The organism is Leptospira perdikensis (assembly GCF_004769575.1).
Taxonomy (GTDB): domain Bacteria; phylum Spirochaetota; class Leptospiria; order Leptospirales; family Leptospiraceae; genus Leptospira_A; species Leptospira_A perdikensis.
In genome coordinates, this window is sequence record NZ_RQGA01000013.1 from 175,554 (window position 1) to 199,991 (window position 24,438).

Consider the following 24,438-nt stretch of genomic DNA (forward strand, 5'->3'; position numbering starts at 1 on the left):
CTTCTCTAATAGAGGTGCTAAAGAAATGAATTCATTTTAACCTAAGTTAAAATGTTAAAATTCCCATCCGAAATATCTTAAAATTTCCGAACCAATCGTACATTCTGTTTTTTCCTAAAACAAATCGATGGTTTCGAATCCTTGTAACAACTGCACTTCCACCTTTTCTTCTTCAGTTCGTTTCAAAATGTATTTCATGTTGGCATCAAAATCATCTCCAAGCCGGAGGTTTGGTTCCAATGGTTCTGATAGTGGTTTGAAAAAATTATCCCAATGGATGGGTATTAACAATTTGGGTTTTAAAGTTTGTACGGTTTGTTTGTAGAATTGTTCCTGGAAAGGAATGGGTTGTAAAGAAAGTTGAGCAATTCCCAAAAACAAAACATCTACTTTGATTTTATCAAAAGCTCCTTCTACAAAGTTTGTACTACTTTTGATTAAAATTTTATTTTTTCCATGTTGGATTAAAAAATCAAAGGTTCCTCCTTCGATATAGTCGGTTGCTTTCACCGGTGTTTTTAGTGGAGATTCAATGTTCGGGTGGTTCGGATCGGTGGCATTTGTTTTTCCGAGAATTCGAAATGGCGGAGTGTGTTTGGACTCCAAAACAGTAATGGTAAACTTTCCAATGGTAATTGGTTTTCCCGGTTGGAACTTCTGCATTTGTTCTGGGAGAAGTCCTGCACCAATTCCCACATTCAGAGTGGAAGTGGAACCAAACAACTTCGCCTTTGTTTGTTTGGCGACAAGTGGTGAGTCCATTACATGATCATAATGAGAATGGCAAACAAAAATGGCCTGAAGGCGATCGATTTTTGCTTTTTCGATTACAGATTGAACTGTAGATGGATCGGATTCTATTTTAGAAAAAGCGGTTTTCCATAAAGATGGCCTAGAAAAGAATCCGTCGGTTAGGATTTGTGTTTCCCCATCATCTAACAATATAGATGCGGTTCCAAAAAAAGTGGCTCGCACCTTCCCTTTAGGAATGGAACTTATTGTACTCTCATGCGGAAAATATGAATCATACTGGCTTAAAGTTCCGGAAGGACGAAGGGCACAATGAGAATAAAAGAGGATGAGTGACAAATAAAAGAAAGAGGGGAATAATTTTAATTTCTTAGGAAAACTCGTTTTGGTTATCATAACGAACAAATTTGGCAGAACGAAATTCTTATGGCAAACTCTTTCTATTCGTATAAAAGTTTGGATTCTATTTTGCGAGAGGGATTTGGAGGGCTTGGTCTCCGAGAACGCAAAGCGGTATCGGAGACGGGAGCGAACGCGGACTCCGGAAAAGCCCGGGCCCATCGGGACTCGCCAAGGATAAAGAAAGAGAATTTTAGATTCGGCGAGATTTCATTTTTGTTTTAAAGATTCCGAAGGATTTGTTTGCGCCAGAGGTTGGATCTTAGTCTAAGATTCAATATGAAATCTATCAATTCAGAATTGCCCATTGTTGTGACAGGAGGATCGGGATATATTGCTTCCTGGATCGTCAAATATTTGTTAGAAGACGGAAAATCAGTTCGAACCACTGTGAGAAGTCTAAAGGATACCAAAAAAATATCCCAACTATTAGAACTAAAAGATAAATTCAAAGACAAACTTGTCTTATTAGAAGCTGACCTCTTGTTGGAGAAAAGTTTTGATGCAGCGATCGAAGGTACAGAACTTGTCATTCACACGGCTTCTCCATTTTTTGTTGCGGGCATTAAAGATGCACAAAAACAATTGATTGATCCAGCTTTACAAGGAACACGAAATGTTCTTGAATCTTGTAATCGAATCTCGTCAGTAAAACGAGTTGTACTAACGTCTAGTGTTGCTGCAATTCATGGTGATAATATTGATTCGTTACAAGTACCTAACAATACCTTTACCGAGGAACATTGGAATACAACAAGTAACTTAAAACACCAACCATATGCTTACTCAAAAACATTGGCCGAAAAAGAAGCATGGGAAATTCAAAAGAGACAATCACGTTGGGATTTAGTTGTGATCAATCCATCATTTGTGATGGGCCCATCGCTTTCGAAGAGACTCGATGGAACGAGTGTTGAGTTTATGAAAAATATGTTGAAGGGAGTGTTTCGGACCGGTGTTCCCGATACGAAGATGGGATTTGTTGATGTGAGGGATGTTGCGAAGGCACATATCTTAGCAGGATTTACTCCTAATGCAAAAGGAAGGCATATCACTTCGGCGGAAGTCATGCCAATGTTAGGTGTGGCAAAAATCATCAAAGAAAATTTTGGGAACAAGTATTCGGTTCCCACAGGTAATCTTCCTAAAGCGCTTGTGTATGTGATTGGACCTTTCTTTGGATTATCTTGGGGTTATACAAAAAATAACATTGGCCAACCATTGAATCTAAACAATCAATATAGCAAAACTGATTTAGGACTAACCTATCGTCCGTTAAATGAAACTTTTATTGACCATGTAAACCAAATGGAGAGTTCGGGATTGTTATGATCCCACTCCACTTTCCCTTTTGCAAAGTGACTGAAATACTGGTGAAACTGCGAAGTTTTCTTTAGAATTTTGGGAGAGATTGGATTCCCAAGAGACAAGAGTTGGATTTTATGGTAGGAGTTGGGCCGGGAATGAACTCCCACAAGCCCACCTCCACCGCCCATTCAGGGTGGGGGCCGAGACCTGACACACGAGACATAATATGCAATCCCTCCAATCCAATCCGTTTTTAGGAACGGATTATTTACAGTCAGGAACCGCTAAACAGAAGGAATTGCTAGCTGATTTAGAAGAATGGAAAATTCTAAAATGTTTACATGGTTTCAAACCCGTAATTGCAGGAACCATTCCGTTGGACATCGATACCGAAACCAGTGATGTGGATATCCTCGTAAAATTTAATATTCCTGCGCATTTACAAAAGATTTGTTATGCCAAATTCCGCAATTTACCAAATTATAGTTTTTCAGAAAAAACAATATCTCTCCGTGTAACTTTAATTTGTCGATTTGAAACAAAAAAATTTAAATACGAAATCTTTGGACAATCGGTAGAACCGATAGAACAGTATGGTTGGATCCATATGATGGTAGAAAATCGTTTTTTAACTTTGGCAAACCCATCCTTTCGTGAAGAAATTCGTAATCTCAAAAAACAAGGTATCAAAACAGAACCTGCTTTTTGTACATTGTTGAATTTGAAAGGTGATCCGTACAAAACCTTAGCCCAATGGAATCAAAAAACAGAGGAACAGTTTCGAGAATTACTCATCCAAAGAGGGTTTTAAATCAATCCAAATTGACGAAAAGTTAGATTGATCCTTGGTCGTTTGACCTTCATTGTTTTAGGAAGAGAGTGTAACCAATGTCTTTGTATGACATCTTTCATTAAAAGTAAACTTCCATGTTCTAACTGTAATGCGACTTGCTCTCCTGTCTTTTTATGTTTATAACGAAAGATACGTTCGGCTCCAAAACTCACGGAAGCAATGGTGGAATTGGGACTTAGGGAAGTTTCATCATCACTATGCCAAGCCATACCTTCACTTCCATCATGGTATAAGTTCAACAAACAAGAATTAAAAATTTCTTTAGAAGTTAGTTCCACTTTTGTTTTTAGTTCTAAAAGGAGAGGGGACCAAGATAGAGCTGTTTTGGTAGTTCCTGAATAACGATAAGAAAAACCTTTTTCTGCATACCAAGCCACGTTTCGTTTGGTAATGATATGTTTTCCATAAAGTATGGCTTCGTCGGGTTTCCATTCAATCTCTTCCATCAAAGAATCAAAAACTCGATTGGCTTCTTCTATCGGGAGAAAGTCAGGGAGGTACAACAAAACCCCGTCATAAGGTAAGAGATTTTCCTGTTCAGACCTTTGGAATAAGTGCATGGATTTCGGATTCTACCGCCTGAAAAAAGTAAGTCACTGTAATTTTCCACCCAATGTCCAAAGAAATCCAATGAAATTCTACACTGACTGTCGAGACAGTCTAAAATTTTGGTTGGTTTCCCTTCCAGACCAAAGAATCTATACGATAGTATGACCCCAACTCGCACGATTCAATCTTTCATCGACGCAAAAAAGGAAAACCGTTCCCCTTCGGAAGAAGTTTGGAACTCTTTGAAAGGATTCCGGAAATGGAATGAACCGGAACTCATTGGCCTTCGGAATGCATCTGGATACTATCCAGATATTTATTTTGAAGCTGGAATGGATGAAACCATAACCAAACTACTTGCAAAATTCCAAGAGAGAGTGGTCCCCCATAAATTTTAATGAAGCCCAGTACCCCTAAAGTTTTATACCAAGAAGCCAATCCATATGGTTCTTTTACTGCATTTTTAGAAGATGATGGAAGAACCATTTACCTTTACTTACAATCACATAACAACCCTGAGTGGCCCATGAAAACACTTTGGGTGCGGAACTTAATTGATGCACCGGAAGCGCGTGTAGAAGAAGATTTTGATGCAGGTCTCGCTCCTGTACTCACTCAATTCGAAATAACAGATCCAAAAGCACAAAGTTCACTAACTGAAGATCAAATCCATTTTATTTGGTCAGAAGAAGGAGATGGAGTGGCATTGTTTGTCGATGAAGAACTACAAGCTTATTTGCCTTCTTGGTCTGGAATCAAAGGCATTCATGGATATTCTAAATTTGCAAAAGAAGAAGCTCCAACGGCATCACCACTCGGAGATCCTGAAAATGGTGTGATTGCGGAACGAGTTCGCAAGAATCGTAAGTTTTGGGAGTCTGTTGCAGAAAAAGATCATTGGAAGAAGGCACAGAAACTTCGATTGGATTTTTTAGAATCTAAACTTGGAAAACACCAAAAGTATTGGTCAGCGGATGGTGGAAAGTATCCTTCTCTTGGAATCGCATCGTTTTTACCAAAAGAATTTCCTGGTATCAAAATCTTTTCTACAATTGGGATGAGTGTTCAAAACCAACCATCTATCGAGCTCTACCATAAAGATTATGAAAATTTTTCTCGTATTGAACTTGTTTTCGCCATCCAACTCATGAAAGATGCTGAAGATAAATCAGAAACATGGATCCAACATGTACTCGGTGAGATGGTAAAGTTCCCTTGGAACACAGGAATTTGGTTTGGACATTCGCATACCATTCAAAATCCAAGAAAAGACCCTGATCAACTCTATCTAGACTTCAATTGGTTCGTTCTCCGTAACGTCACAGAAGAAATAGAGCAAGGTTCAACAGAATCTCTGCCGAAACTTCATGGACTCACCACAGAGAACGGGAAACGCGCTAATTTTCTCTTCTTAACACCGATCGCAACGGAAGAACGAATTTGTTTTATGAGAGAAGGATCGAGTCAGTTTTGGGAAACATGGAAGAAGGAAGGATACAGTTTCTTTCACGACAGCGAACGAAGAATGTTAGAATTCTAGATTTTAATTTCAAAAAAATCCGATTCAAACTCTAAAATCTGTCCGTTACTCTAAATGATATGGCAGAGACGTATACAAAGTACTTCAATTTAGAGTTTGAACCCTTTTCCTTAGAACGAATTCGTGAAGAGAGACAAGATTCCACCGGATTTTTCCTCTCTACTGTATTCCAGAAGCGGTTTTCGGAAGAAGTAAACCTCAAACGCCACGAGGATCAGAAACTATGGATCCAAACCAAAAATCTTCGTTACGTTGTTTTAGATGGGGTTCAGAAAATTTCTGATGAAAATGGAAGGTTAGAACCTACCAATATCCTCTACTTACTCGTATTTTTTGATTTTAACTCCATTACAGAGTATGGTTTCGAAGAAGTATGCAATGTACTGATGAAACGGTATGATCTGCCCTCTCTTATACTCAAAATGCCAGAAACAGACCATTTAGAAATTTGGAGTAAGGATCATTCTCGTAAAAGTTATAAAAATGTGATCCATCCTAACATTGAATCGCTGATGAAAGCACTCTTTGATTCGATCAATAAGAAGGATCATTTTCAGTTTATTGGTATGGAAAAAGCTAATTCTGATAAAAAATCAGGGTTTTTGATGAGTCGGAGGGGTTTTACAAGGGCAATTGCCTAGATTTTTATCAATCATACGCCTTATAAATGAAAAAACCCGCAGGTCTTGCGGGTTCACACAAATCTTACTTCGATCACTCGAAGGAAGAATTAAGGCTAAGCTTATTTCTTAGCTTTTTTCTTTGCAGCTTTTTTCTTAGCGGCTTTCTTTTTTGCGGCTTTCTTTTTAGCAACCATTGTGATCGTCCTTATCTTTTGATTTCAAAACACGGCTGTCCTTGGCAAACAGAGAGTGAATTGATACGACATAATTAAATCATATCAATTTTAATGTAAAGAAATTTTATTTTTTGCATGAATTTTTATTCAAAATAAAAAAACAGACTAATACTCATTCTACGGAACATTGATAACAATCTTACCAATAGTTTGTCCTGATTGAAATGTACGGAGTGCATCGTGTATCGAATCAAACGCAAATTCATGTCCAATGGTTTGTTTTGGTAATGATAACATCATTAAATCGGAAAAATGTTTTCGTAATTCATCAATTTCATTCCACAACCATATTAAATTGAATCCCATCACCGATTTATTGTCTGAAATCATGGATAATGGATCAATTTTTGGTCTTCTGAGGTAAGAATAAGCGATCGAAAGCCAATTTCGGAATGAATGTGATGGTGTGAAGTTCGCACTACCATATGTAATTAGCCTTCCCATCGGTGCCATGAGATCATAACTGTCGTGAAAATAACGACCACCTAAACATTCTAAAACAATTTTTAGTGGATGATCTGATAAAATTTTCTTCATCTCTTGTTTAAAATAAGGAGATCGAGTGAGAAAATAATCATAACCAACCTCTTTTAAGATCGAAAACTTAACGGAATCACCTACAAGTCCGATGGGAATTGCTTTTTTTTTCTTCGCAATATGTCCTGCCATGATGCCAACACCACCTGCCGCACTATGAATCAGAACGTGATCTCCTTCTTTTACTTGTCCGAGTGGAACAAGTGCATAGTATGCAGTGAGTGCTTGTACTACAAAAGCAGCACCATCTTGCATCGACCAACCCTTAGGAAGTGCAAATACTGTTTTTTCTGAGATGTTTAGATGCGTTGTGTATGCTCCGAACCTAGTCACACCAAACACTGAGTCACCGACTTGAAAATCCTTAACATTTGGGCCTATTTTTGCGATTTTTCCCGCAAATTCCAAACCAGGAATGAAACTATCCTTAGGAGTAGCTGAGTACAAACCATAAATCGAAAATACATCGGCAAAGTTAAGACCGATAGCTTTCACTTCAATGGTAACTTCAACTCCTTCTGGTGGTCTTAAAGGTTCTGATTTCCGTTGTAAACGATCAATAGATCCTGTTTTTTCGATGCGATAGACTTCTCTTAACATAATATCTTAAAAAAAATTCTATTCCATAACGATGAAACCATTTTTCCATGGTTCCAGAGTCTGAACGAGAGAGTGCCGTGGAACTAAAACAAACACCTTTACATACAATCCATAAAGAAATGGGAGCTAAGATGGTTCCTTTTGGCGGTTGGGACATGCCTGTTCAATATACAGGAATCATCCAAGAACATTTGAGCACAAGATCTGCTGCGGGACTTTTTGATGTTTCCCATATGGGTGAAATTTTTGTCACAGGTAACGAATCAGATGTGCTTTCTTTTTTAGAATCAGTCACTTGTAACACAATTACTGGGATGAAAGTTGGCCAAGTACAGTATAATGCGGTGGTGAATGAAAATGGTGGGCTTGTTGATGACATCACCGTTTATAAATTCAGTGATTCGAAGTATATGATTTGTTCCAATGCTTCCAATTATCCTGCAGTAACAAAACATTTAGAAACATATAAAAAAGGAAACGTAACTGTCGTTGATGATAGTAAAAACTGGCATCAAATTGCATTACAAGGCCCAAAAGCAGATGAAATTTTTTCCAAATATCTTGGTAAGGACTTAAGTTCCATCCTCTATTATCATTTTGAAGAAATGAATTGGAAAGGGGAAACCATCATTGTATCTCGCACTGGTTATACGGGAGAAGATGGATTTGAGATTTATACATCCAATACACTTGGTGTCACTCTTTGGAAAGATTTATTAGAAATTGGAAAAGACCTTGGTCTCACACCAGTTGGCCTAGGTGCTCGTGACACACTCAGGTTGGAAGCAAAATACCCACTTTATGGTCATGAATTGAATGCAGAATGGACTCCTGTAGAATCTGGAATCAACTTTATCGTCAAAGAAAAACCAACTCCTTATTTAGGATACGCGCGGATCATAGCGGACAAAAAGAATGGTCCCAAACGTAAAATTGTGGGGATTCGTCTCATGGAACCTGGTGTTTTACGCGAAAATTTCCCAATTTTCTCCGGTGATGGGAAAGAAATTGGTAAATCTACCTCGGGAACCCACTCTCCTAGCCGCAAAGAATCCCTAGGACTTGCCATTCTTGATATCGAATTCACCAAAAACCAAGTGGAAGTATTTGTGGAGATTCGTGGGCAGAAGAAATTGGCAAAAGTAGAGACTGGCGCCTTCATCCAAGGCAGTGTCCGAAACAATCGTTAAACGAGAGAGCAGAAAAGAAGAGGAAAATCATGGCTGATACACAAGCAAGAGACGGATATTATTATACTGAAAAACATGAATGGGTCAAAGTAGAAGGTGATGTGGCACAAATCGGAATCACTGACTTTGCACAAAATGCGCTTGGTGACATTGTGTTTATTGATCTTCCTAAACCAGGAAAACAAATCAAAGCAAAAGACAGCCTTGGAACCATTGAATCAGTAAAAGCGGCTGAAGATTTATATTCACCGATTTCTGGTGAAGTTGTGGAAACAAATTCCGCTCTCGGTTCCAATCCAGCGGCAGTGAATGCAGAACCATTTGATACTTGGATGGTAAAATTAAAAAATATCCAAACTTCCGAACTCGGAAGCCTGCTTACAGCTGCGCAGTACAAAGAATACGTATCTAAACTAGATTAATAGGAGTTTTTCTAAAGTGAGTTCCGCAAAACCTACATCGCCTCTCCAATCCCCTTACGAAGAAACATTAGAACCGAGCGATACTTTCCTCCGTCGCCATGTCGGTGTGACCGAAGAAACAGTTTCTTCGATGTTAAACACAATTGGTTATAAGGCTTTGGATGATCTCATTAATGATGCGGTTCCGGAAAACATTCGTTTACGAAAGGAACTCAACTTACCTACTCCTGTTGGTGAATATGCTCTCCAAAGAGAACTAAAAAAAATTGTTTCTAAAAACAAAATCTACAGATCTTATTTAGGTCTTGGTTATTACTCTTGTATCACACCTGCCGTGATCCAAAGGAATATTTTAGAAAATCCAGGTTGGTATACGGCTTACACTCCTTACCAAGCTGAAATTGCCCAAGGCCGAATGGAAGCTCTCATCAACTTCCAAACGATGATCACTGATTTAACGGGAATGGAAATTGCCAATGCATCTCTTCTGGATGAAGGGACAGCAGCGGCAGAAGCCATGAACATGCTTTTCTCTTTAAAAGAAGATACACAAGGAAAATCATTCTTTGTATCACAATCGGTTCACCCACAAACTTTAGATGTGATCCGCACTCGTGCGATTCCACTGGGAATCAATATTATTGTGGGATCTTTTAAGAAGATGGTCCCTTCCAATGATTTTTTTGGAGCGATTGTCCAATACCCATCTACTGATGGAACCATTTACGATTTTAGCGAATTTATTGAAAGCCTGCACAAAGTGGGAGCAAAAACAGTAGTCGCTGCTGATCTTTTGGCACTTACTATTTTGAAAGCACCTGGTGAAATGAATGCAGATGTTGTAGTGGGAACTACGCAACGATTTGGATTGCCACTTGGATTTGGTGGGCCACATGCTGGATACTTTGCCACCAAAGAAGAATACAAACGAAATATGCCGGGTCGTCTCATTGGAGTTTCTAAAGACTCTCAAGGAAAACCTGGCTACCGCCTAAGCCTACAAACACGAGAACAACACATTCGTCGTGACAAAGCAACTTCTAACATTTGTACGGCGCAAGTATTACTTGCTGTATTATCTTCTATGTATGCCGTTTACCATGGACCAAAAGGTTTAAAACAAATTGCATCACGAGTCCATCGTATGACAACAATCCTTGCCACTGGTCTTGAAAAACTCGGATACAAAATCATTTCCAATCCATACTTTGATACCATTCGAATCGAATTGTCTAAGATTTCTTCCGCAGAGATCATCCACTATGCAGAAGAAAGAGAAATCAATATCAGACAGGTTTCTGGTCACGTGATTAGCATCTCTTTAGATGAAACCACCAACCTAAAAGATATCAAAGACCTTTTAGAAATTTTTAATGAAAACAAACAGTTACATTTTCAATTGGAAGACTTAACCTCAAAAGAAGAATGGAAAATTCCAGAACTCTTGGAACGTAAGTCGTCATATCTAACACATCCAGTGTTTAATAGTTTCCATACAGAAACAGAGATGCTTCGTTATATTCGTAGATTGGAATCCAAAGATTTGTCACTGACAACTTCTATGATTGCACTTGGGTCTTGCACTATGAAACTCAATGCATCCACAGAAATGTATCCTGTGACTTGGCCAGAGCTTTCCAATATCCATCCTTTTGTTCCTGAAAACCAAACCGAAGGATATAGAACACTTTTTAGCCAATTAGAAAAATGGCTTTGCGAAATCACTGGATTTGCAGAAGTATCACTCCAACCTAATGCTGGTTCGCAAGGAGAATATGCAGGTTTACTTGCGATTCGTAATTACCACCAAAGCCGTAACGATATGCATAGAGACATTTGTCTTATTCCTATTTCGGCACACGGAACCAATCCTGCATCTGCAGTGATGGCTGGATTCAAAGTGGTTCCTGTGAATTGTGATTCCAATGGTAATATTGATGTAGATGACCTAAAGAAAAAAGCAGTCGAATACAAAAGTAGTTTAGGTGCCCTTATGGTAACCTATCCTTCCACTCATGGTGTGTTCGAAGCATCTATCAAAGAAATTTGTCAAACCATTCATGATAATGGTGGGCAAGTGTATATGGATGGAGCCAATATGAATGCACAGGTCGGACTCACAAGACCTGGTGATATTGGCGCCGATGTTTGCCATTTAAACCTTCATAAAACTTTTTGTATTCCTCACGGTGGTGGTGGACCTGGTGTTGGACCAATCGGTGTTGCCGAACACTTAGCACCTTTCCTTCCGGGTCATAGCCTTGTGGAAAATGGATCGAATAACAGTCAGTGGGCGGTATCTGCTGCTCCTTGGGGATCCGCATCCATCATTGTGATTTCTTGGGCATACATTGCCATGCTCGGCTTTGAAGGATTACAATTTGCAACAAAGATCGCGATCCTTAACGCAAACTATATCGCCAAAAAATTAGAATCTTCTTTCCCCGTCTTATATCGCGGAAACAAGGGACTTGTGGCTCACGAATGTATTTTAGATATGCGTGGTTTCAAAAAAGGAAGTGGTGTCGAAGTAGAAGATATTGCCAAAAGGCTTATCGACTACGGATTCCATTCACCTACCATGTCCTTCCCTGTTCCAGGAACTCTAATGGTTGAACCAACAGAATCTGAATCAAAAGAAGAACTAGACAGATTCATTGATTCGATGTTAGCCATTGCCGGAGAAATCAAAGATATTGAATCGGGAGTTCTTTCCAAAGAAGACAATCCTCTTAAAAATTCCCCACACACGGCAGACATGGTCATCAGCGACTCTTGGAACCATTCTTATCCAAGAGAACGAGCGGCTTACCCTCTTCCTTGGTTACGCACACGAAAGTTTTGGCCAAGTGTGGGTCGTGTGGACAATGTGTACGGAGATCGCAACCTAGTTTGTTCTTGTATTCCCATGGAAGACTACGCCGTTTAGGAAACTTAAGGAAAAGAAAAACCAATGTTTTACGAAAAACATGTTTTTGTCTGTGAAAACCAAAGGGCACCCGGCGAACGGGTGTCTTGCGGGAATCAAGGTTCCATTGAACTCCTAAAACTCCTGAAACAAAAGGCAGCCAAAGCTGGAATCGAATACAAATTTCGAGTCCAAAAATCTGGTTGTTTGGATCGTTGTGAACTTGGTCCCATCCAAGTATCTTACCCCGAAGGGATATGGTTTGCTATGAAAACCGAAGCCGATGTGGAAACTATTTTAGAATTTTATCTCAAAACCAACCAACCGGAAAAATACAAACACCTAATCGTCGCAGATGATGCGGTGGCAGAATCCACTTAAAGAAACTAAAACCGTTTCAAATCAACGGAATACCCATCATTCCACAAAATTCCTTTTATTTAGGAAATTTAGAAAAGCGCCATTTAATACGGTCCAATAAAACAATCCAGTACCGATGAATATTTCCTTTGAAGTTCTTTGAATGATTTCAAAGGGAAGGAATGCAAATGAACTAAGAATTGCAATGAAAAGAATTTGTTTTATTTTCATTTGTTGCTTTAGAACAAATTTATTATTCATTAAATAAAACAAAGAGCCAATAAAACCTGCAACTAATGTAATATAGTCAATTCTGTTCTCATACAGAAAGATATGAACTACAAAATAATAAATCGTCATAGATAAAATTAGATGAAAGCATTTCCGAAGGAAGCCAACATTGTTTGTGTTAAAATAGGAAGTTGAAATAGGAAAAGTAAACCCAGGAAGAAAAAACATTGTATCGATAAACAAGTATTTGATGGTTTTTGTTAAATTCATTCCGGCCGCAAATGTAAAATAAAACAACCCAAATACAATTGAGTAAAACAGTGGTTTATGATTCGAAAGAATTTTTCTTATGCTCATTTGATTTTAAATATTTAAAGTTAATATTTGTTAGTATTTCTGTAAATCAGTAAAATTTGTTTCTTTCTATTTTTACAGGGAAATACGTTCTTCCAATTTCGTAAGACACTTTTCAAATGTCTTCCACCAACCATAACTTTCCTACAGCGGTTTGTGTATATTTTTTGTTTTAGAAGTATTTTTCATTAATATTTAGGAAGGATTGTCAGTTAGGAACTCAATAAGATCACCTAACTCTTATTAATAATAATTGGAATCTCGCTCTTTTGCTAAACTATGAACTTCTCTCGAAATTTTTTTATCAAAAAGAAGATTGGCTCGCCGAAATTATAACTTTGTGATAAAAGGAATGCATTGGGAGGCGGGTCTAGTTCCCCACCCTCAATCGGGCGGGGATACAAATATCCATCCTGTACCACAACATACCCACCAAACCACTCCTAATTCCCCTTGACCAAAAACAACTTTACCTATCTTGTTGCTCCACTTATGAAAAAAATATCCCGTATCCTCACCTTCACCTTTCTTTCCTTAGTCGGCATCCTCGTAGTATTATTCACGACTATTTACACATTAAGTTCAATGCGTATGAACAAAACGTACGAAATCAAATCGGTTTCCATTCCTAAATTTTACAAACCTATCGATATTGCCGAAGGAAAACGTCTATACCAATCCAGAGGTTGTGGGGATTGCCACGACGTAGATGGAAGTGGAAGGACTTTTATTGACGATCCGGCGATTGGAACATTTTCAGGAGCCAACCTAACATCGGGTAAAGGAGGAGTTTTATCTGACCGATCCGATGAAGAGTTAGCCATTGCTATCCGTCATGGAGTTGGCAAAAAGGGAAAAGCCTTGTTATTTATGCCATCCACCGACTTCCAAGGAATGACCAATGAAGATGTTGGAAAATTAATCGCCTTCCTCCGTTCTTCACCTGCCGTAGACAAACCACAGGGAAATCTCAAAGCAGGCCCACTTGGTCGATTCCTATTTTTGATTGGCGAAATTCCTGTTTTTGTATCCGCAGAAGTCATCGATCATGAAGCCAATCACCTAACTAACATCACACCATCTCTTTCACTAGAGTATGGTAAATACGTTGCATCTACTTGCACTGGCTGTCATGGATTTAGTTTGAAAGGCGGACCCATCCAAGGAGCACCTCCGGAATGGCCACCAGCTCAAGATATTAGTAAAAATGGTTTAGCAAACTATTCAGAGTTAACTTTTATTCAAACCATCAGAACTGGAAAACGTCCGGATGGTTCAGAAATGAAATTCCCTATGCCTTGGCAAAGTTTAGGGCAACTGACAGATACAGAACTCAAAGCTCTTTGGATTTACCTACAAACAATTTAGTCAATCAAAGAGTCTGTAAGTAAGTCACGATTTACTTTTCTTTTGTAAAACTCAGTTCCGTTCCATCACTAAAGTCTTTGATGGACTGGAACTGGGCCACTGAACTTCCTTCCAAAGATTTAGATAACTCAAATAAAAATCCGTTCGCTTTCAAAGTATGGCTGCCAGGAGACCAAGTTCCATTAAATTGGCGGATTTCTTTTTCATTTAACTTTAATTTTGCGATAAACTCTTGGCCATTTCCATTGATTTCAATCGCAACTGCCTGTGGTCCTGATTTTGGATTCCAATACATCGATGTCCAAGATCCCACAAAAGTAGCTGGTACTTCTTCTAAAGACATCGCACGTTTTTTTACCTGAACCTTGGGTTCATTCCAAAATACCGATACAAAATTAGAATCTTTCGACTCTGACCCAAATTCTGATTTGGAGCGAACAGAGTATAAAAACAAATCTCCAGAATTTCCTGGGAAGGTTTCACTGAATGTATTTTTTTTAGAATCTACGCCTGAAACAAATTCCAGTTTACCTGACTTTCCACTTCCTTTCACCTGTTTACGATAGATATAGTATTCAAAACTATCTTTGACAGAATCCCACTTCAGAGTAACAACTTTGTCTTTGCCAATAGGATTTGTAGTCACTTGTTTTGGAGGAAAAAGTGTCACCCCACCGGCTCTTTTCGTAAGGCCAGGATCTGTTTTCCCGAATGCCACTTCACTAGGTTCCGCATAACCAAGATCATTTGCAGCAATCACAGTATATAAATATTGATTTCCATTTTGAATGGCTGGATCGGAATCCGTATAACCTGTTTCTGAAATTTCAAATTGACCAGAAGGTTCTGCTCTTTCATCAAACCTATACAAATAATATGTTTTTGCACCAGGAGCAGCATCCCAATTTAAAATAATTTTATTTGCATAATCTCCACTAGTTGCAGTTAAGTGACTCACTTGATTGGGTAATAACGTTTGATCTGCCACATCGATGGCCACTGATTCACTCCAATCTCCTGTTGGTTTTGATTGTACAAGTGCATTGACTCTATAAAAATTAGATTCCCCAAGTTTAGGTGAAGGATCAATAAAACTTGGAGTTTTAGTTGTTCCAATACTTTTCCATTTGAGAGACGAATCAGAACGGGCAACAGTATAACTTGTTGCTCCATCTAATGCAGACCAACTTAACTCTACATTTGGAGTGGTTCCATTTATATAAACCGTTCCTGCGAGGCCTACCACTTGGCCAATATTCCCTGATTGTGGTTCGGCTGCGGTAAATCCTTCCACGTCCAAAGAAGCAACTGAAACTTCCTCTGAACCTATAGAAAGAATACGATACACATAGGTAGAATTAGGTGATACATTTAAATCAGTAAAACTCGGTTTATCAGCATATCCTAAATCATAAAATTCAGATTCTTCTTTTCTTTGAACTAAATAAGCAACTGCCAAGTCTTGTTGATTCCATGTTAGTACAATTTTTGTATCAAATTCTCCTTTAGAAACTTTGATTTCTGTTGGTGGAAGGATTTTCTTTTTTACAGGTGCCACCACCGTTGGAGTATTTTGCGGTGCTGGTTCATCTATGATGGCATAGGTTTCCTGTCCTACCTTGGCAAGCATAGAATATGAAACCCAACCAAATCCTTTATCACCCCAGTTTGTTCCCCAAGAATTTTGTAATTTAAAAGCACCTTTTTTTCCTGATTTGGATTTTTTATTATCATCATAACCGACAATTGTCATGGCATGACCACCATAACTTTGACCACTATTCTCATCATAAATAGTAGATCCCTTTACCTTATAAAAGGCATCATCAATGATCATCCCCACCATTACGACATTATTACCAGCTAACACTCGCTTGATTTCATCCGGGTTTTTATAATTTAACCTAGAAAAGGATTTAATTTTGTATTTGAGAGCCTCTTTTTTAGAACTTTGTGAAGGTTGGGAAAGGTAATCTTTATCCGAGTATGGCATAGTACTCCAAGGTGCCACACCGTTTGACTTTAAAAACTCCATCGTTTTATAATAATATAAACCTTTGTCTTCTCCCCCATTCTGTTGGTTATAAATAAAGGCTGGAGAAAAAACATAATTTCCTTTTCCACCAGCAAAAGGTGGATCGTATTCTGTTACCTGTCCTTTGTTTTTTAATAGGTAGGATTTAATCGCATAACCAGAGGCCCATGCCACACAACTATTTTGTCGTCCTTGATTTCCCACTGGAGGCATAGAAGCCGATAGATCGATAGAACTAGGTAACTCCTCAAAAGAATTAAAATCTCTTTTGAGAGGAATACTATCTTGGATTTCTTTGGAACTAGGAATGTAACCACAAGAAAACGTTCCTGGTTTACATCCAGGTGAACGAACACTACTCGGATCAAATTCTTCAGCGAAAATTGCACTCGCAAATACAAGCGAGAATCCTAAGATCATTTTGTTTAGTCTTAAATTCATGGTTCCATCCTTTCTATGATTTCTATGATAGTATTTTTTTGTTTCCAATTGGATTCCTTACGTTCTTCTAAACGGTAATAAAATCTTGATTTGGTAGAACCCAACTGAAAAGAAACAAAGTTATAACTAACTCCAGTGATTGTTTCTGTTGGTGGAGATTCGAAAGTTAAAGAAGCGATTCCTGTTTTTGAAAGTTTTTGCATCCAAGATTGATAAAGTTTGGAAGATATTTCTTTGGTTTCATTGAGTATTTGTTTGTTCGCACGAGATACTTTACGTGTGAGCAAAATTTTATTTTGACCCGCAACAAGTCTATATTGTTTTCCATATCGAAACTCAGGAGCCACTGCTCCAGAACTTTCTTCCCAAACAAGATCCATTGGCTTCCAATTTCCTTTTTGATTCTTTAAGTTCCATCCTTGTGTTCCGACTTTTTTGGATTTAGGATTTGCCACGGCCATCAATCCCGGAAATAAAACCAAACAGACAAAAAAAGAAAGTTTTGAAAATGAAATCAAAGTGGATCGATCACATCTTGTTTTCTTACGAAAACAAGACTTTTTTTGTTGGAAAACGCTGTTCGAAAGATTAACTGATAATTCTTGTTCGAAGTACTAACTATTTGCAATTTCTGCTTTTAGCCATTTTTTCTCACCGATCGACTTCTTCATATTTTCAATGAGTGCCACAGTGATATTGGTATTGAGTTTCACCATATCTGGATCCTGGGCAATGACAATCATTTCATCGATGAGATAATCAATCAAATTTTCAATGGACTTTCTTCCCGAGGGATCGGTGGCCATCGCTACCGTTGCTTGTGAGATCGCAGAATAAATGGTCAAACTAATTTGTTTGGTTAGATTGGCCTGCATCTCTTTTGGTAACAACGATATTGGTTTCATATTAGCAGAAACACGTTCAGACACTTCTGTCACCAAATTCTGAATTAATGCTTGTAAGTTGGGATTCTGGGCCGATTTGGCAATATTTTTGATCGCTACTTTTTTTAACTCATCTCTGTTTTGGTCAATGGCATTCACTAATTGATCAAGAGAGTTCCCTGACTTCACTTCATTTTGAGTTTCTGTAAGGATCTGAATTGTAACAATATCAGAAATTTCTTCTTTGATGATATTCGAATAATACCGTAATGTTCTACTAATCAAATCATTTCCCAAAATACGAGTGAATTGATTGGTTTGTAACATCAAATAAATTTTATAAACACGCACCAAACGAAAAAATCGGAATGGAGCGATTGGAATGAGTCCTAAAACATCATACCAATGGTAAATAGGGTATAAAAACCAAGCAATATAGGATTTATTGCGGATGGCAATAAGCCAACTCAGAATAAATTCTGCCAAAAAGAAAAAGAGAAACGGTGCATCTAACAACAAATAGTTGTTTACTGGACTTCCATCAGAAGAAATCGCACGGTAATAATTCAGAGCAAAATACTCTCTAAAGTTAGAATTAAAAAAATCAATTTTTTGTTCGAGAGATCGGTTTTGATCTCTCCAAAACCAAGCAAAAGCCACCACTGTCGAAGGAATTCGGTCTCGGTTCAGTACAGGATCCAATTCTTGTCTTAATTTGATATCCCGAGCTTTGGTTTTGTGAGTTTGGTATTCGTTTTTGATACTTGTTTGAATTTCAGATAAAAATTTGGTTTGTCCAGACATCGCAAAAGGATTGGTTTCTACAATCTCTAACATACGTTTGTCCATTTTTTGTAAGATGGATAAAATTTCTTTCGACTCGTTTGATTCAACACTCAGTCGATTGATAAAGGCATATTTCTCAGACAATTCACTGAGAGTTGTGATTTCATCTGTTTCTTCTAAAACACTAAAAAAATCATTGAGTTGGACTAAGGTTTCTTCGACTTTTTTTCTACGAAGTTGGAGATCTTCAATTTGAATTGCCTTTTCAAATTCAGCATATAACGATTCAAATCTTTCATTCGATACTTGCGCTTTTAAAGAGGTTAGAATATTATAAATTTCCTCTCTTGTGATTTTCCTTTGATTTTCTCTAAAACCATCATCTCGCAGTTGAGTGAGGTATTTTAAATCATCCACCAAATCAGTATATGCTGTTGTTGTTCGATGGGTTTCGATTCCAAGGATTGGTTTATCATACAATTCTAAAATTTCGGGAAATTTATGAAAGTAAAACGGACGTAAACTCAAATAACTCAAATCAAAAATGATGAGGGCTAAGTTGCCGAGGACAACAAAGACCATAGTTATGTCCCAAAGTAAAGGAATTCCCAGTTTGTGTTTTTTGATCAATTCCCAAGAAATCATAGAATCACCAAGGGCAATACACTGCCCTTTCCTTTGTTTACATATTGCGGCGGTACTGACCTCCTACTTCGTACAAAGCATGGGAGATCTGCCCTAAGGACGCCACTTTCACTGTTTCCAGTAACTCGTGAAAGATATTTTCTTTCGCACGAGCCACTTGTTTTAATTTTGTGATGGCCTCGTCCGTTCCTACTCCATTTCGTTTTTGAAAAGCTTTTAGATTTCCAATTTGTTGTTGTTTCTCCTCATCTGTCGAACGAATGACCTCACCCGGAATGACAGTCGGAGATCCTTTACTATTTAAAAAAGTATTCACGCCGATGATAGGATATTCACCTGTATGTTTTAAAGTTTCGTAATGAAGAGATTCTTCTTGAATTTTATTTCTTTGGTACATTCTCTCCATAGCACCAAGTACCCCACCCCTCTCGGTCAATCTGTTGAATTCGGTTAAAATTGCTTCTTCTACAAGATCAGTAAGTTCTTCGATGATGAAAGCTCCTTGTAATGGATTTTCATTTTTAGCAAGGCCTAACTCTCTGTTGATGATGAGTTGGATGGCAACGGCTCTTCTAACCGATTCTTCTGTCGGTGTTGTGATGGCTTCATCATAAGCATTGGTATGGAGGGAATTACAATTATCATAAATTGCATATAACGCCTGCAATGTGGTTCGAATATCATTAAAATCAATTTCTTGTGAATGTAAAGATCGACCCGATGTTTGGATATGGTACTTTAACATTTGTGAACGTTCATTGGCACGATATTTGAACTTCATCGCTTTGGCCCAAATCCTACGTGCTACGCGACCAATCACTGAATACTCAGGATCTATTCCGTTAGAAAAAAAGAACGAAAGGTTAGGAGCAAACTCGTTAATGTCCATTCCTCGGCTTAAATAATATTCTACATAAGTAAATCCATTGGCTAATGTAAAAGCCACTTGAGTGATGGGATTGGCACCAGCCTCAGCAATATGATAACCACTAATGGAAACTGAATAAAAATTGCGTACTCCGTTTTGGATGAAGTGGTGTTGGATATCTCCCATCATCTTTAAGGCAAACTCAGTAGAGAAGATACAAGTATTTTGGGCTTGGTCTTCTTTTAGAATGTCTGCTTGCACAGTTCCTCGAACTTGCGAAAGAGCCTCTTTTTTTAATTTTTCATACACATCCTTAGGTAATACTTCATCACCTGTCACACCAAGAAGCATCAAACCTAAACCATCGTTAGTTTCTGGAAGTGCCCCTCCGAACTTCGGAACAGGTTGCCCTTTGGATTCATAGATTTTTTTAATTTTGGATTGAATCTCTTCTGTTTTCCCTTCCGCACGAATGTGTTTTTCACAAGCCTGATCAATGGCAGCGTTTAGGAAAAAAGCAAGCACCATCGGTGCTGGTCCATTGATTGTCATCGATACGGATGTGGAAGGATGACACAAATCAAATCCAGAATACAATTTTTTGGCATCATCAAGAGTGGCTACGTTTACACCGGAGTTCCCAATCTTTCCATATATATCGGGACGGACATCCGGATCTTCCCCGTATAACGTGACTGAGTCGAAGGCCGTAGACAAACGTTTTGCAGGCATTCCAGAACTCAAATAATGAAAACGACGATTCGTTCTTTCGGGTCCACCTTCCCCAGCAAACATACGAGTAGGATCTTCCCCACTTCGTTTGTACGGATACACACCAGCAGTATAGGGAAAAAAACCTGGGAAGTTTTCTTGGTAAGACCAATGTAAAATATCACCCCAATCCACAAAACGAGGAGTGGCAATTTTTGGAATTTTCAAATGACTGAGAGATACTGTATAGTTATCCACTTTGATTTCTTTCCCACGAACAAAATAGGAATACTGTTCCTTTCGAAAAGACTCTAGTTTCTCTAACCATGTATCTAGAATATTTCGTGAGTCAGTAGATAAAGCATCCCATAACAATTGATATTCGGATTCCAGGTCTCCAGTTGGTTTTCCTTTTTTGGATAATACGGAAATGGCACCTTTGATTTGATAGGCGGATCTTGCTATTTCTGCTTCTTTAGATATCCACTCGGCATTCCGATCAATTTCTTCTTTGATTTCTGTTAGATACCGAACACGATCCGGGGGAAGGACAACGGATGCCTCTCTTCCAATTTGGTTTTTTAAGTACTTCGACTTCCAATCCAATTGACACTTTTCAATCACAACACCAATCAAATGAGCATAGAGTTCATCGGTTCCTGCATCCTGGAACTGTGAGGCTATGGTTCCGTATACTGGCATCGCATCAATCGGATCATTAAATAAATTCCTCGAACGTTGGTATTGTTTTTTCACGTCTCGGAGAGCATCGAGAGCTCCTCGTTTATCGAACTTGTTGATGGAAATGACATCTGCATAATCGATCATATCGATTTTTTCTAACTGAGTGGCCGCTCCGTATTCTGGTGTCATTACGTATAACGAAACATCGGCGACTTCTGTAATTTCAGAGTCACTTTGTCCAATCCCCGCAGTTTCAACAATGATCAGATCATAACCCGCAGATTTTAAAATCTGGATGGCACCTTTTACGCTTCTGTTGAGAGCAATGTTCGCTTCTCTTGTGGCAAAGGATCTCATATAAACTTTTTCGTTAAAAATCGAATTCATACGAATCCGATCCCCAAGTAGTGCCCCACCTGTTTTCCGTTTGGACGGATCTACTGATAAAATAGCAATAGTTTGGTTCGGAAAATCATGTAAATACCGACGTACTAGTTCATCCGTCAAAGAAGATTTACCGGCACCACCTGTTCCCGTAATTCCAAGAACGGGGATGGTTTTTTTAGGGGGAGGAAATTCTAAATTGATAGAGTAATTGGTTTTTTCCTGCAAAAGGGAAAATTCCATTTGGGTAATGGCTTGGCCGAGTGCTAAATAATTTTTCTTTTGGATTTGTGACGCCAAATCTCCGTTAAATGAAAGTGGAGTGGCAAAATCAGATTTTTTAACTACATCGTTGATCATCCCTTGCAGACCAAGGGTTCTTCCTTCATCCGGAGAATAAATATGTGCCACACCATATTTATGTAGAACTTCAATTTCCGAAGGGAGGATGGTTCCACCACCACCCCCAAATACGCGAATATGACCAGCCCCTTCCTTTTGTAAAAGATCAATCATATATTGGAAATATTCTACATGCCCACCTTGGTAACTGGTGATGGCAATGCCTTGGACGTCTTCCTGGATGGCACACTGAACAATCTCTTGTACACTTCTGTTGTGTCCCAAGTGGATCACTTCCACCCCACTCTGTTGCAAAATCCTCCGCATGATATTGATCGAGGCATCATGTCCGTCGAAGAGAGAAGCCGCCGTCACAAAGCGAATTTTGTTTTGGGGGGTGTAGGCAAGGATTTCAGTCGTCATAGAGAACAACGTTCTAAAAAGATTGTTACGGATTCAATTGTAAAATGTGACGGGAATGACATAGCTTAGAGAACTATGCCATAAATTTCCCGAATGGTCGAGACTAAAGTATCGATTCCGCCTTTTTCATTAGCTCCCGCACGCGATTTTCCAGGATTTCTGTCAGTTCCTTGGCCGCTTTTTTCTCAGGTCCGGTTGGAAACTCAGAAGGGAGGATGGGTTTGCCAATTTGGTAGCGTATTTTGGTTTTGAAAGCATCTCCTGTCAGGAAGGCCTTGGGTTTTGACATGTTTGTCGCCCCCACAATTCCAGACGGAATGATAGGAACCCCAGCCCGGATGGCGAGTTTTGCGGCCATTGCCCGAAAGGATTGTAATTCTCCTGTTTCTGAACGAGAACCTTCCGGATAGATGGAAAGAAGTTCCCCTTCTTTCATGAGATCGACCATGTACGTTTCCAGCTTTTCGTAATAGTCCATGGCGGCCCGTTTGTCCATTTCGGAATCCTTCGCTGCATTCCGAATGATGGGCATACTCCCCCAATTGATTAAGTTCTTTTTCACAACTCCCCCAAGGGAATTTAACAAAACCTCAATGATGGGCTTTGTCAAACTGAGGGGAGGGTAGTTAAAAGGAGAATTTTTATGATTGATGATGGCCATAATCTCTTCTTGGGGATGGAAGAGCTCATATTTACCCAAATAAACAATTTTACGATCGGCAAAGGCACCTTGGACTGGAATGTCCAAATAATCCGTATGGTTAGAAATGATGAGGGCCCCACCGGATTCAGGAATATTTTCCGATCCAGCCACTTTGACGTCATAAATGAGCTCCAGGAGGTTACGGAGGATGGTTTTGGGAACTTCCCGGGGAATCACAAAGAGACTTTCTAATATATCAGAGGCGTTTTGGTTTGAATCCATAGAAACATCACATATTTCAAAATAAAACTTTATGAAATCAAGTTGGATTTTCATCTTAGATGGAAATTCCTATGAAAGATCTCCTCATCGCACAGAACTCCCTTTGGTTCTCCTCCCTACCCTTGGATTCGCTACATATTTGGGATCCAACTCTCGGTGGAGTTTTTCTGACCATTTCTACAATCTGTCACTATTTGGGAGGGAGTAGTTTTTTCCTAAGCCTTATCTCTTTTGTTTATATTTACTACCGACCAAAGCTCGCTTTTGAACTTTCATTAAGTTTATTAACTTCTGGAATTGCCGTTTATCTTTTTAAGTTTCATTTAGAAAGCCCAAGACCTTTTCCCTATCCAGAAGCTTTTGATGAAAAAGCATTTGGTTTACCGTCAGGACATGTATATTCAGCAGTAGTCGTCTGGGGATTGTTAGCCTATCGAATCCCAAAACTTTGGTTTCGTATTCTTTCTGTATTGATCATTCTTTGTATGCCTTTCACCAGGATGTATTTAAAAGTTCACTACTTAGGTGATGTTGGTTTGGGATTTGGATTAGGGCTTTTTCACTTATTAGTGATTATTTGGTTACTCAACCGATTTTATACAAAAGATACAAAACTAATCTTTATCAAAACAGAAAACTACAGAACCTTAGCTTTACTTGGGGTCGTCCTTACTCTTTCACCGATTGTATTAGATTCAGCCTTCCTTTCAGAAGAACATCATCATAGTTTAGTCGGATTAATCATGTCAAGTGGTGCACTCGGTGGTTTTTGGTTAGGTGTTCTTTTTTATCCGAGATTTAGCAAACCCGAATTTTTGGATTGGTCCCTTCCCAAAGTTAGTTTCTCATTTGGAACCAATGAATTTCGTATTTTTTGGAATACGGTTCTAGTTCGTTTGTTAGTATTAGCCATTGTGATCACGTTACTCTACGTAATTCCTGGTAGTTTAATCAAAAAATCGATTTGGAAAGACGATCTGTTCTTAAGATACATCCGCTACTTGGTAGTCGGATTTTCCATTGTAGCCATTGTTCCTTTGGTTTTACAAAAAATCCAAAAAGGAAAGTTTTTGCAAAACTAA

General features: G+C 38.6%; 19 protein-coding genes. 11 read left to right on the forward strand and 8 right to left on the reverse strand.

Annotated elements, in window-relative coordinates; translation table 11 throughout:
• Window positions 1-114 precede the first annotated feature (114 nt).
• Complete coding sequence (locus tag EHQ49_RS11770) at window positions 115-1,146, reverse strand: MBL fold metallo-hydrolase (protein ID WP_135579613.1); 1,032 nt, start codon at window positions 1,144-1,146, stop codon at window positions 115-117.
• A gap of 282 nt (window positions 1,147-1,428) precedes the next feature.
• On the opposite strand from EHQ49_RS11770, the gene EHQ49_RS11775 reads away from it, so the two are divergent.
• Window positions 1,429-2,481 (forward strand): NAD-dependent epimerase/dehydratase family protein, encoded by a 1,053-nt coding sequence (locus tag EHQ49_RS11775; RefSeq protein WP_135579615.1) that lies wholly within the window; start codon window positions 1,429-1,431, stop codon window positions 2,479-2,481.
• A 202-nt stretch (window positions 2,482-2,683) separates the two neighbouring features.
• Window positions 2,684-3,268 carry a DUF4269 domain-containing protein gene (locus tag EHQ49_RS11780; protein ID WP_135579617.1) on the forward strand — a complete coding sequence of 195 codons (585 nt, stop codon included), beginning with the start codon at window positions 2,684-2,686 and terminating at the stop codon, window positions 3,266-3,268.
• Here the strand turns inward: EHQ49_RS11780 and EHQ49_RS11785 are convergent.
• A complete protein-coding gene (locus tag EHQ49_RS11785; RefSeq protein ID WP_135579619.1) occupies window positions 3,265-3,870 on the reverse strand; it encodes an alpha-ketoglutarate-dependent dioxygenase AlkB family protein in 606 nt (201 codons plus the stop codon). The two genes, EHQ49_RS11780 and EHQ49_RS11785, sit on opposite strands and share 4 nt — an antisense overlap.
• Window positions 3,871-4,020: 150 nt before the next feature.
• Here EHQ49_RS11785 and EHQ49_RS11790 point away from each other — a divergent pair, with 150 nt between their 5' ends.
• Genes EHQ49_RS11790 through EHQ49_RS11800 form a run of 3 tightly spaced genes read left to right on the forward strand, consistent with a single transcriptional unit; the run spans window position 4,021 to window position 6,040 of the window.
• Window positions 4,021-4,257 (forward strand): hypothetical protein, encoded by a 237-nt coding sequence (locus EHQ49_RS11790; RefSeq protein ID WP_135579621.1) that lies wholly within the window; start codon window positions 4,021-4,023, stop codon window positions 4,255-4,257.
• Window positions 4,257-5,399, forward strand: a complete 1,143-nt coding sequence (locus tag EHQ49_RS11795; RefSeq protein ID WP_135579623.1) for a suppressor of fused domain protein — start codon at window positions 4,257-4,259, stop codon at window positions 5,397-5,399. The genes EHQ49_RS11790 and EHQ49_RS11795 overlap by 1 nt, the downstream gene beginning before the upstream one ends.
• A 59-nt stretch (window positions 5,400-5,458) precedes the next feature.
• Window positions 5,459-6,040, forward strand: a complete 582-nt coding sequence (locus EHQ49_RS11800; protein ID WP_135579625.1) for a hypothetical protein — start codon at window positions 5,459-5,461, stop codon at window positions 6,038-6,040.
• Between the two features lie 335 nt (window positions 6,041-6,375).
• On the opposite strand, the gene EHQ49_RS11805 is transcribed toward EHQ49_RS11800, so the two are convergent.
• Window positions 6,376-7,395 carry a synaptic vesicle VAT-1 family membrane protein gene (locus EHQ49_RS11805; protein WP_135579627.1) on the reverse strand — a complete coding sequence of 340 codons (1,020 nt, stop codon included), beginning with the start codon at window positions 7,393-7,395 and terminating at the stop codon, window positions 6,376-6,378.
• Window positions 7,396-7,442: 47 nt separating this feature from the next.
• Here EHQ49_RS11805 and gcvT point away from each other — a divergent pair, with 47 nt between their 5' ends.
• From gcvT to EHQ49_RS11830, 5 genes are all read left to right on the forward strand, one after another.
• A complete protein-coding gene (gene gcvT, locus EHQ49_RS11810; protein ID WP_135579629.1) occupies window positions 7,443-8,585 on the forward strand; it encodes a glycine cleavage system aminomethyltransferase GcvT in 1,143 nt (380 codons plus the stop codon).
• Window positions 8,586-8,614: 29 nt separating this feature from the next.
• Window positions 8,615-9,007, forward strand: coding sequence for a glycine cleavage system protein GcvH (gene gcvH, locus EHQ49_RS11815; RefSeq protein WP_135579631.1), 393 nt, complete (start codon window positions 8,615-8,617; stop codon window positions 9,005-9,007).
• A 16-nt stretch (window positions 9,008-9,023) separates the two neighbouring features.
• Window positions 9,024-11,936 (forward strand): aminomethyl-transferring glycine dehydrogenase, encoded by a 2,913-nt coding sequence (gene gcvP / locus EHQ49_RS11820; protein WP_135579633.1) that lies wholly within the window; start codon window positions 9,024-9,026, stop codon window positions 11,934-11,936.
• A gap of 24 nt (window positions 11,937-11,960) precedes the next feature.
• Entirely contained in the window at window positions 11,961-12,296 is a 336-nt protein-coding gene (locus tag EHQ49_RS11825; protein WP_135579635.1) for a (2Fe-2S) ferredoxin domain-containing protein, read from the forward strand.
• Window positions 12,297-13,451: 1,155 nt separating this feature from the next.
• Window positions 13,452-14,228 carry a c-type cytochrome gene (locus EHQ49_RS11830; protein WP_135579637.1) on the forward strand — a complete coding sequence of 259 codons (777 nt, stop codon included), beginning with the start codon at window positions 13,452-13,454 and terminating at the stop codon, window positions 14,226-14,228.
• A gap of 31 nt (window positions 14,229-14,259) precedes the next feature.
• On the opposite strand, the gene EHQ49_RS11835 is transcribed toward EHQ49_RS11830, so the two are convergent.
• From EHQ49_RS11835 to EHQ49_RS11860, 5 genes are all read right to left on the reverse strand, one after another.
• A complete protein-coding gene (locus EHQ49_RS11835; protein WP_135579639.1) occupies window positions 14,260-16,704 on the reverse strand; it encodes a C1 family peptidase in 2,445 nt (814 codons plus the stop codon).
• Window positions 16,701-17,165, reverse strand: coding sequence for a permease (locus EHQ49_RS11840; protein WP_135579641.1), 465 nt, complete (start codon window positions 17,163-17,165; stop codon window positions 16,701-16,703). Before EHQ49_RS11840 ends, EHQ49_RS11835 begins: the two co-directional genes overlap by 4 nt.
• Before the next feature lie 153 nt (window positions 17,166-17,318).
• The gene (locus EHQ49_RS11850) at window positions 17,319-19,019 is read right to left on the reverse strand and encodes a hypothetical protein (protein WP_135579645.1); all 1,701 of its coding nucleotides are present in this window, start codon (window positions 19,017-19,019) and stop codon (window positions 17,319-17,321) included.
• Window positions 19,020-19,056: 37 nt separating this feature from the next.
• On the reverse strand, window positions 19,057-22,431 hold the full coding sequence (locus EHQ49_RS11855; protein ID WP_135579647.1) for a methylmalonyl-CoA mutase family protein: 3,375 nt from the start codon (window positions 22,429-22,431) through the stop codon (window positions 19,057-19,059).
• Window positions 22,432-22,534: 103 nt separating this feature from the next.
• Complete coding sequence (locus EHQ49_RS11860; protein WP_208732220.1) at window positions 22,535-23,356, reverse strand: lysophospholipid acyltransferase family protein; 822 nt, start codon at window positions 23,354-23,356, stop codon at window positions 22,535-22,537.
• Between the two features lie 71 nt (window positions 23,357-23,427).
• Between EHQ49_RS11860 and EHQ49_RS11865 the strand changes: the two genes are divergently transcribed.
• Complete coding sequence (locus EHQ49_RS11865; RefSeq protein WP_208732209.1) at window positions 23,428-24,438, forward strand: phosphatase PAP2 family protein; 1,011 nt, start codon at window positions 23,428-23,430, stop codon at window positions 24,436-24,438.

Bases quoted from the DNA above. Each gene is read 5' to 3' on its own strand.
- EHQ49_RS11770 (WP_135579613.1), bottom strand. From the start codon at position 1,146: ATGATAACCAAAACGAGTTTTCCTAAGAAATTAAAATTATTCCCCTCT.
- EHQ49_RS11780 (WP_135579617.1), top strand. From the start codon at position 2,684: ATGCAATCCCTCCAATCCAATCCGTTTTTAGGAACGGATTATTTACAG.
- EHQ49_RS11865 (WP_208732209.1), top strand. From the start codon at position 23,428: ATGAAAGATCTCCTCATCGCACAGAACTCCCTTTGGTTCTCCTCCCTA.
- EHQ49_RS11835 (WP_135579639.1), bottom strand. From the start codon at position 16,704: ATGAATTTAAGACTAAACAAAATGATCTTAGGATTCTCGCTTGTATTT.
- EHQ49_RS11795 (WP_135579623.1), top strand. From the start codon at position 4,257: ATGAAGCCCAGTACCCCTAAAGTTTTATACCAAGAAGCCAATCCATAT.
- EHQ49_RS11825 (WP_135579635.1), top strand. From the start codon at position 11,961: ATGTTTTACGAAAAACATGTTTTTGTCTGTGAAAACCAAAGGGCACCC.
- EHQ49_RS11785 (WP_135579619.1), bottom strand. From the start codon at position 3,870: ATGCACTTATTCCAAAGGTCTGAACAGGAAAATCTCTTACCTTATGAC.
- EHQ49_RS11860 (WP_208732220.1), bottom strand. From the start codon at position 23,356: ATGGATTCAAACCAAAACGCCTCTGATATATTAGAAAGTCTCTTTGTG.
- EHQ49_RS11800 (WP_135579625.1), top strand. From the start codon at position 5,459: ATGGCAGAGACGTATACAAAGTACTTCAATTTAGAGTTTGAACCCTTT.
- EHQ49_RS11840 (WP_135579641.1), bottom strand. From the start codon at position 17,165: ATGGCCGTGGCAAATCCTAAATCCAAAAAAGTCGGAACACAAGGATGG.
- EHQ49_RS11850 (WP_135579645.1), bottom strand. From the start codon at position 19,019: ATGATTTCTTGGGAATTGATCAAAAAACACAAACTGGGAATTCCTTTA.
- EHQ49_RS11775 (WP_135579615.1), top strand. From the start codon at position 1,429: ATGAAATCTATCAATTCAGAATTGCCCATTGTTGTGACAGGAGGATCG.
- EHQ49_RS11855 (WP_135579647.1), bottom strand. From the start codon at position 22,431: ATGACGACTGAAATCCTTGCCTACACCCCCCAAAACAAAATTCGCTTT.
- EHQ49_RS11805 (WP_135579627.1), bottom strand. From the start codon at position 7,395: ATGTTAAGAGAAGTCTATCGCATCGAAAAAACAGGATCTATTGATCGT.
- gcvH (WP_135579631.1), top strand. From the start codon at position 8,615: ATGGCTGATACACAAGCAAGAGACGGATATTATTATACTGAAAAACAT.
- EHQ49_RS11790 (WP_135579621.1), top strand. From the start codon at position 4,021: ATGACCCCAACTCGCACGATTCAATCTTTCATCGACGCAAAAAAGGAA.
- EHQ49_RS11830 (WP_135579637.1), top strand. From the start codon at position 13,452: ATGAACAAAACGTACGAAATCAAATCGGTTTCCATTCCTAAATTTTAC.
- gcvT (WP_135579629.1), top strand. From the start codon at position 7,443: ATGGTTCCAGAGTCTGAACGAGAGAGTGCCGTGGAACTAAAACAAACA.